The 8,375-nt window shown below is 69.7% G+C and carries 7 protein-coding genes; 4 read left to right on the forward strand and 3 right to left on the reverse strand.

Annotated elements, in window-relative coordinates:
* From HTZ77_RS44730 to HTZ77_RS44740, 3 genes are all read right to left on the reverse strand, one after another.
* Nucleotides 1-217, reverse strand: a 217-nt coding sequence (locus tag HTZ77_RS44730; protein ID WP_235996142.1) for a DUF742 domain-containing protein, incomplete at its 3' end; no start/stop codon positions are given.
* Between the two features lie 5 nt (nucleotides 218-222).
* On the reverse strand, nucleotides 223-645 hold the full coding sequence (locus tag HTZ77_RS44735; RefSeq protein WP_175595890.1) for a roadblock/LC7 domain-containing protein: 423 nt from the start codon (nucleotides 643-645) through the stop codon (nucleotides 223-225).
* Nucleotides 642-3,554 carry a sensor histidine kinase gene (locus HTZ77_RS44740; RefSeq protein WP_175595891.1) on the reverse strand — a complete coding sequence of 971 codons (2,913 nt, stop codon included), beginning with the start codon at nucleotides 3,552-3,554 and terminating at the stop codon, nucleotides 642-644. The genes HTZ77_RS44735 and HTZ77_RS44740 overlap by 4 nt, the downstream gene beginning before the upstream one ends.
* Nucleotides 3,555-4,089: 535 nt before the next feature.
* Between HTZ77_RS44740 and HTZ77_RS44745 the strand changes: the two genes are divergently transcribed.
* From HTZ77_RS44745 to HTZ77_RS44760, 4 genes are all read left to right on the forward strand, one after another.
* Complete coding sequence (locus tag HTZ77_RS44745; protein WP_175595892.1) at nucleotides 4,090-4,884, forward strand: ABC transporter permease; 795 nt, start codon at nucleotides 4,090-4,092, stop codon at nucleotides 4,882-4,884.
* Nucleotides 4,884-5,675 carry an ABC transporter permease gene (locus HTZ77_RS44750; protein ID WP_175595893.1) on the forward strand — a complete coding sequence of 264 codons (792 nt, stop codon included), beginning with the start codon at nucleotides 4,884-4,886 and terminating at the stop codon, nucleotides 5,673-5,675. The genes HTZ77_RS44745 and HTZ77_RS44750 overlap by 1 nt, the downstream gene beginning before the upstream one ends.
* A gap of 218 nt (nucleotides 5,676-5,893) precedes the next feature.
* Entirely contained in the window at nucleotides 5,894-6,889 is a 996-nt protein-coding gene (locus HTZ77_RS44755; RefSeq protein ID WP_175595894.1) for an ABC transporter substrate-binding protein, read from the forward strand.
* A 93-nt stretch (nucleotides 6,890-6,982) separates the two neighbouring features.
* On the forward strand, nucleotides 6,983-8,227 hold the full coding sequence (locus HTZ77_RS44760; RefSeq protein WP_235996143.1) for a flavin-dependent oxidoreductase: 1,245 nt from the start codon (nucleotides 6,983-6,985) through the stop codon (nucleotides 8,225-8,227).
* Nucleotides 8,228-8,375: the final 148 nt, after the last annotated feature.

Here is an 8,375-nt window from a genome sequence, read left to right on the forward strand (position 1 = left end):
AAATCGCCTGATACTCCGGCGTGATATGCGAGAACTCCCGCGGCTCAGCCGTCGCCGACGACACCAACGCCTCCATCGCCAGCTTCACCCGCGGCGCCGTACGCCCACCCGTCACCGCGTACGGACGGACGGGAGAGGCCGGCTCGGCGGGATGGGCCTGCTGCTGCGGGGGAAGCGGCGGCTCCCAGCCGCCGCTGTTCCATCTGGGGTCCGTCATCTACCTCACCTGGACTGACTTGCCCGCAGCTCCGCGCGTACCGCCGGAGTCAGGACCTGACCTGCACGATCGACCATCAGCGTCATCTGGTACGCCACCAGACCCATGTCGCAGTCGGGGGCGGCCAGCACCGCCAGACAGGAGCCGTCGCTGATCGACATGATCAGCATCAGCCCCCGCTGCATCTCCACGATCGTCTGGTTGACCACGCCACCTTCGAACACCCTCGCCGCGCCCTGCGTCAGGCTCACCAGGCCCGAAGCGATGGCCGCGAGCTGGTCGGCCCGGTCCGGCGGGAACCCCGCCGAGGCGGCCAGCGGCAGACCGTCGGACGAGACCACCACCGCGTGCGCGACCCCGGGAACGGTGTTGACGAAGTCGGTGATCAGCCAGTCGACACCGCGTGCTCCATGACTGAAGTCGTTCATGCGCCCTCCTCCCTGTTGTCAACGGGCCTGGGGCCAGATGAATAGGTCTTGCCTTCGCTGATGTCGTCGCGGGCGGCGCGGAAGCCCTGCTGGAAGCTGGACAACCGGCTGCGCACCCGGTCCGGCGAGACGGCCGGCATCGGCGCGACGTTCTTGGGCGCCGCGGCCGAGTCGGCCGAGCCGGGGACGAGGTTGGCCTTGGGCACCCGCTTGGGCAGACCCGACGCCGTCGCACCGTCACGCACCGGCTCCACCACGGCCTCCGCCGCGCTCCACCCCGCGTCGGCCTTGGAGGAGCCCCAGCTCGCGCCGGTGTCGCCGTGGTCGAACCAGGCGGACTCGACGGAGGCGAAGATCGGCAGGAACTCGTCTCCCGCGGAGGCGGGCTTGACGGCCGGCATGGGGCCGGTGGCGGCCGCCTCGGTCTCGGGGAAGTCGTACCGGGGGTGCTGGGCCGTGTCGGCGTCGCCGCGGTCGGCGAACCCGTTCCAGGCGCTCTCGCCGGTGTTCCAGCTCGGCGGCTGCTCGGCGCCGGGGCGCCTGGGCAGGCCGCCGCCGGTTCCCTCGCCCCAGGAGCCGCCGCCGGTGTTGCGGGCCGGGACCCACACGTCGGAGGTGTCGTAGCCGGTGCCTGCGGAGGCGCTCGTGGCGCGCGGCTCGGACGGCCAGCCGCTGCCGCCCGTGGCGGGGCTCGCGGTGCGCGGCTCGGACGGCCAGCCGCCGGCCTCGGAGGGCCACTGCGGCATCGAGGGCCAGCTTCCGGCGGTGTCGCCGGGGCTGGACGGATAGGCGCCCGACGGGAAGGACGGGTGACCGGGCCCCGGCTGGTAGCCGCCGGCGGGCCAGGACACGGGCGGGGCGGCGGCGGGGGCCGGCGAGGCGTACGCCTCCTCGCGGGGGGCGGCGCCGCCCGCCGGGTAGGCCGGGGGCTGGGATCCGAGCAGCGACTCGGGGATCAGGACCATGGCGGTCAGGCCGCCGCCGCCGTGGGGGCGGAGCTGGACGCGGATGCCGTGGCGGTGGGCCAGGCGGGCGACCACGAACAGGCCCATGCGGCGGGAGACGGAGACGTCCACGGTGGGCGCGTCGGTCAGGCGCTCGTTGGCCTGGACCAGCTCGTCCTGGGTCATGCCGATGCCGGAGTCGGTGACGGAGAGCATGACGCCGCCGCCGTCGATGCGGCTGCCGGAGACGGTGACGCGGGTCTCGCGCGGGGAGAACGACAGGGCGTTCTCGACCAGCTCGGCGATGAGGTGGATGACGTCGTTGACGGCCTGGCCGGCGACGGAGACGCCGTCGGGGACCTGGAGGACGACGCGTTCGTAGTTCTCGACCTCGGAGAGCGAGGCGCGGGCGACGTCGACGAGCTTGACGGGCTGGCTCCAGCGGCGGGGCGGGTCCTGGCCGGCGAGGACCAGCAGGTTCTCGCTGTTGCGCCGCATGCGGGTGGCCAGGTGGTCGAGCTTGAACAGGTTCGCCAGCCGGCTCTCGTCCTGCTCGCCCTGCTCCAGACCGTCGATCAACGTGATCTGCCGCTCCACCAGCGTCTGCGAGCGCCGCGACAGGTTCACGAACATCGCGTTCACGTTCGACCGCAGGCGGGACTCCTCGCCGGCCAGCCGCACCGCCTCCCGGTGGACCTCGTCGAAGGCCCGGGCCACTTCACCGATCTCGTCCTCGGAGTCGACGCCGATCGGTTCGACGTGGACCTCGCCGACGGCCTCGGACTCGCGCAGCCGCTGGACGGTCTCGGGCAGCCGCTGACCGGCGATCTGCAGGGCCTCGCCGCGCAGCCGGCGCAGCGGCCGGACCAGCGAGCGCGCCATGATCGTGGTCACGATGATGACGATGAGCAGCAGGACGGCGCTGCCGATGCCGGTGATGAGCGCGGCGCGCTGCTCGGCCTCCTCCAGGGTGCGGCTGCGCAGGATGATCGATCCGGCCAGGTCGGCCTCGACCTTGCGCATGCGCTCGATGGTGGCGCTGCTCGTCTCGAACCAGTTCTTGCCGTTGCGCGCGCCGAGCGCGGTGTCGATGAGCGGCCGGTCCTCGGCCTCCAGGACGAGGGCGCGGGAGCGGATGGCCTCGGCGCGGTCGACGGCCTGGCCGCTGACGTTGTCCTCGTAGAACTGGCGCTGGGCGATGGTGGCGTTGGAGCGGAAGCTGATCAGCTCACTGTCGCGCTGGGCGCGGGCGGCGAGGACCTCGCTCAGCGTGGTCTTGTCCATCCGGCGGGCGGCGAGGGCGGAGGCGATGAAGGCGCGTTCCTTGGACGCCTGCACCTTGGCGCGGCCGAGGGCGGCGAACGCGGCGACGCCGTTGGCGAGCTCCTCGTCCACGGCGCCGCGGTCGATGTCGTCGCTGAGGGAGAGCACGTCGCGGATCGTGTTCTCGTACAGGCGGATCACCGTGACGGTGCCGAGCTGCGAGTCGACGGCGGCCTTGCGGGCGTTGGGCAGCGAGTTGAGGCGGTTGCGGATCTGGACGGCCTCGGCCCGCTCGCTGGTGTCGCTGTTGGCCAGGTCCTCGATGGCGGGGCGCACGGTCTGCACGGCCCCGTTCACGGTGGTCTGCTGCGCCTCCATCTCGGCCGCGGCGGTGGGCTTGCGTCCCTGGGCGACGAAGTTCGCGGTCAGGTCGCGTTCGAGCTCCAGCCCGTGGGCGAGGTCGGCGAGCTGTCCCGAGAGCACCGCCAGCTCGTTGATGTGCTGGTACTGCGCCGCGCTGGAGATCGACGCGCTGACCCGGGTGCCGCCGAGGATGAGCGCCGCGAGGGTCGGGATGACGATCAGGGCGAGCAGCTTGGAGCGGACGCGCCAGTTACGCAGCGCAGTCCTTTTCGGTCTCCGCTTGGCGCCGACGGCTTTCGCCGGAGCGGCGGGGTGGTTCCCGTCCGTCTCCTGGGGCACCGAGGGGGTGCGCGAGGGTGTCGCGCTCTCCGGGACTGGGGCCCGGTTCGCGCGGGTAGATGCAGGGCTCACCGACGTGGCAACCTCTCCTCGGACGTCTGATGTGCGCGGATCACATCATGACTGTTTGGCTTGCGACGCCAACACATCCATGGGGCGAGTGCTTATTTGAGCACACCCGCATTAATTCGGCCAATGCCGCAGGCGTCACAAGAGACACAGTAATCGTCAAATCGCCATAAATCAGGCCATTTGAAGCTTCAATCGGCTCGAAAAAAGCCCCACCTGACGCCACATGACTACAATCTACACAAAGCGGGCAAATCACCCTAAAGTACCATAAATCATGATACTGCGGGAATATCTCCTGGCGTGCCGACTCTCGGGTTTACCGTGATCGGCTCCGTTACCCTGACTCCCGTCTGCCCCCCTATTCCCATCGGGCCGGTGTCCATGCGGCCCGATGCAGCCATGGAGACCCAATGACGTTTTCCCCGAATGGCACCTGTGCCCCGAACGGCGCGGGGACATTCCCATGCGTCTGATTCCGCGCGCGCTCAACAGCGCGCTGGTGTGCGGCGTCATCGGCGTCGTCGTCTTCCTGTGCCTCGCCGAGGCGGCCGGCCGGCTGGGGATCATCTCCACCGCCGCGTTCCCTCTCACCTCCACGGTGCTGGTCACCGCCGTCAAGCTGGTGGCCGACCCGGACTTCCTGCCCGACGTGGCCGACACCTTCATCGGCTGGGCGCTCGGGCTGGCGGCGACCGTGGTGGTCGCGGTGCCGCTCGGGCTGCTGCTCGGCAGCGTGCCGCCGATCGAGCGGGCGCTGCGGCCGGTGACCGAGTTCCTGCGGCCCATCCCGTCCGTGGCGCTCATCCCGCTCGCCGCGTTCGTCTTCAGCGACCGGCTGGAGATGAAGGTGGCGATGATCGTGTACGCCTCGACGTGGCCGATCCTCATCAACACGATCTACGGCCTGCGCGACGTCGACCCGGTGGCCAAGGAGACGCTGCGCTCCTTCGGCTTCGGCCCGCTGGCCGTGCTGCTGCGGGTCTCGCTGCCGAGCGCGGCCCCGTTCATCGCGACCGGCATCCGGGTGGCGGCGTCGGTGGCCCTCATCCTGGCGGTCAGCACCGAGCTGCTCGGCGGGGGCTCGGACGGCCTCGGCAGTTTCATCGCGGTGGCCGAGAGCAGCCCGGAGGGGATCACCCTGATCGTGGCGGCCACCGTGTGGGCGGGACTGCTCGGCCTGCTGACCAACGGAGCCTTCGTGTGGGCCGAGCGCCGGATCTTCCGCTGGCACACGACCAAGACTGGAGCGGCACAGTGATGAGGAAGTTCGTCAACGGCCTGCTGCGGCTCTGGGTGGTCCCGGTGGTGCTCGTCGTGTGGGAGCTGTCCACGCGCGCGATGGAGCAGGCGTTCTTCCCGCCCCCGAGCAAGATCCTGGCGACCATGGGCAAACTCTGGTTCAGCGGCTCCCCCCTCACGCTGTTCCTCACCGACGAGGCCCTCGGCAACTTCCCGCACAGCGTCGGCCGGCTGCTGGCCGCATGGGTGCTGTCCGGGGTCGTGGGGGTGACGTTCGGGGTGGCGATCGGCCGCTCGCCGCTGCTGTACCGGTTCGTGGACCCGATCATCCAGTTCGGCCGGGCCCTGCCGCCGCCGGCGCTGCTGCCGATGTTCCTGGCCATCTTCAGCACGGGCACGAAGATGCAGGTGGTGACGATCGCGTTCGGCGTCGTCTGGCCGGTGATCTTCAACGCGGCCGACGGGGCGCGGCACGTGGACCCGCTGCACCTGGAGACGGCACGCGTGTTCAGGTTCTCGCGGACACAGCGCCTGTTCCGGGTGATCCTGCCGTCGGCGCTGCCGAAGATCTTCGCCGGACTCCGGCTGAGCCTCTCGCTCGCGCTGATCCTCATGGTGATCGCGGAGTTCTTCAGCACCGAGGGCATCGGCTATCAGCTCCGCCTGGCGCAGCGCGAGTTCGAGCTGGCCACCATGTGGGGCACGATGATCATTCTCGGCGTTCTCGGCTACCTGCTCAACCAGCTCTTCCTGCTGGCCGAGCGCCGGGCGCTGGTCTGGCACAGCTCCGCGCGCCGGAACCCCGCGTAACCCTTACGGCTCCGCGTCGTTTCTCACAGGAAGCATTTCGATCATCTTTCTTCTCACCCTTCCACAAACCGGAAGAAGAGGAGAAAAGATGACATGTCACGAGATATAGAGACATTCCCGGGCCTGGCGCTATGGGTCCATTACCCCCTTGCGCTAGGCTCTTCCCCTCAAGATCACCCCCAAGCGCGATAGTGACGCGTCTTCCCCCTGGAGCGATCATGTCCGGTCTCCGGCGCCGCCTGCGTGTTTCCGCCGTTTTACTCACCGCCACCGCACTGTTCGCCGCCGGATGCGGCGGGGGCGGCTCCGACAGCAGCTCCGCGAACGCGGGCGGTCTGGAGAAGACCGAGCTCAACATCGGCATGCTGCCGCTGCCCGAGACGGCCCCGATCCAGATCGCCATCGACAAGGGCTTCTTCAAGGCCGAGGGTCTCACCGTCACCAAGCCGACGATCATCGCCGGTGGCGCCGCCGGTATGGCCGACCTGCTCAGCGGCAAGCTCGACGTGATGCACAGCAACTACGTCTCCGCGATCACCACCGTCGCCAAGGGCGCCGGAAAGCTCAAGGTCGTCGGCGAGGCGTGGACCGCCAAGCCCGGCAACTTCGCGCTGATGGTGAAGAAGGGCTCGCCCATCAAGTCGGTGGCCGACTTCAAGGGCAAGACCGTCGCCGTCAACACCTACAAGAACGTCGCCGAGCTGGCCATGCTGTCGCTGCTCAAGACGAACGGCCTCACCGCCGAGGACGTGACGTTCAAGGAGTTCCCGTTCCCGCAGATGCAGGGCGCGCTGGCCACCAACCAGATGGACGTCGCCTTCATGCCGGAGCCGTTCTACCAGACCGCCGCCAGCAAGGACGGCGCCGTGCTGGTCGCCGAGCCGTTCGCCGGGCCGACCGCCGACTTCCCGATCGCCGGCTACCTGGTGACCGAGGACTTCGCCAAGAAGAACCCGAAGACGGTCGCCGCCTTCCAGCGCGCGCTGGTCAAGGCCACCGAGGTGGCCATCTCCAACTCGGCCGAGGTCGAGGCGGCGCTGCCGAAGTACACCAAGATCGACCGGGCCACGGCCGAGCTGATGGTGCTCGGCGGGTTCTCGACCACGGTCAACGCCACGCGTCTGCAGCGGGTGGCCGACCTGATGACGGACTTCAAGTACCTGGACTCCAAGTTCGACGCGAGCTCGATGATCTACAGCGGTAGCGCCTCCTGACGAGGCACCGTACGAACGGACAATGGGGGGGCGCCACACAGCGCTCCCCCTTTTTCCTGTGAGTCAAGGCGTATCACCATGGGAGGGAACACCATGCGGATCATGATCATCGGCGCCGGCATCGGCGGGCTGACCACGGCGCTGAGCCTGCACGCGGCCGGAATCGAGTGCGTGGTCGTCGAGTCGACCTCCGTCCTGCGCCCGCTGGGCGTGGGCATCAACCTCCAGTCGCACGCCACGCGCGAGCTGACCGAGCTCGGCCTCGCCGACCAGCTCGCCGAGAAGGGCGTGGAGACCACGTTCATCACGTTCACCGACCAGTTCGGCGGTGAGATCCTGTCGATCCCGCGCGGCCGCTCGGCCGGCTACCTGTGGCCGCAGTACTCCATCCACCGGGGCGAGCTGCAGATGATCCTGCGCGCCGCCGTCGAGGAGCGGATCGGCCCGGTACGGCTCGGCACCCGGTTCGAGGGGTTCGAGCAGGACGGCGACGGGGTCGAGGTCACCCTGCGCGACGTCGCCACCGGCGAGACCACCCGCGAGCGGGCGGACGTGCTGGTCGGCGCAGACGGCGTGCACTCGTCGGTGCGGACCCTGTTGCACCCCGAGGGCGACCCGCTGCGGTGGGGCGGCATCCGCATGTGGCGGGGCATCGCGGACGGCGACCGGGTCAGGGACGGCGCGACCGTGTTCGTCGCCGGGACGAACCTGAGCGTGAAGTTCGTCGCCTACCACATCTCCCCCGCCGACCCCCGGATGGTCAACTGGGTGGCCGAGGTCAAGGTGGGGGACGGCGGCGAGGTCGGCGAGGCCGACTGGTCGCGGAGGGGCCGCCTGGAGGACGTGGCCCGGTACTTCGCGGACTGGAAGCACTCGCACGTCGACGTGATGGCCCTGCTCAAGGCGACCGAGCGGATCCTGGAGTACCCGATGGTGGACCGGGACCCGCTGGAGTCGTGGGGGCAGGGGCGGGTGACGCTGCTCGGCGACGCCGCGCACCCGATGTACCCGATCGGCTCGAACGGCGGGTCGCAGGCGGTGCTCGACGCCCGGGTGCTGGCCCGGTGCCTGGCCACGTTCGACGACCCGGCCGAGGCGCTGGCGGCGTACGAGGCGGAGCGGCGCCCGCCGACGTCGGCGCTGGTGCTCGCCCACCGCGCGCTGCCGGTGGAGGAGACGATCAGCCTGGTGATGGAGCGCGCGCCGCACGGGTTCGCCGACATCGCCGACGTGCTGACGCCGGAGGAGCTGGAGGCCATGACGGCCGCGCAGCGCGGCATCACCGACATGGACGTCAAGGCCCTCAACGAGCGCGAGTCCTGGAGCGTGGTGCGCTGAGGTGCGACGGCCGTGTCAGTTGCTCCAGCCTGGGACGGCCATCCGCACCGTCAACGCGTGCTCCACCAGATTGATCAACGCGCTCTTGACCGAGTCCTTCGACCGCGCGTCCAACCGCACCAACGGAATATGCGCCGACAACGTCAAC

The organism is Nonomuraea montanisoli, from assembly GCF_013363975.1.
Classification (GTDB): domain Bacteria; phylum Actinomycetota; class Actinomycetes; order Streptosporangiales; family Streptosporangiaceae; genus Nonomuraea; species Nonomuraea montanisoli.

Coding starts and splice junctions, on each gene's coding strand:
- HTZ77_RS44735 (WP_175595890.1), bottom strand. CDS start 645: ATGAACGACTTCAGTCATGGAGCACGCGGTGTCGACTGGCTGATCACC.
- HTZ77_RS44745 (WP_175595892.1), top strand. CDS start 4,090: ATGCGTCTGATTCCGCGCGCGCTCAACAGCGCGCTGGTGTGCGGCGTC.
- HTZ77_RS44750 (WP_175595893.1), top strand. CDS start 4,884: ATGAGGAAGTTCGTCAACGGCCTGCTGCGGCTCTGGGTGGTCCCGGTG.
- HTZ77_RS44755 (WP_175595894.1), top strand. CDS start 5,894: ATGTCCGGTCTCCGGCGCCGCCTGCGTGTTTCCGCCGTTTTACTCACC.
- HTZ77_RS44760 (WP_235996143.1), top strand. CDS start 6,983: ATGCGGATCATGATCATCGGCGCCGGCATCGGCGGGCTGACCACGGCG.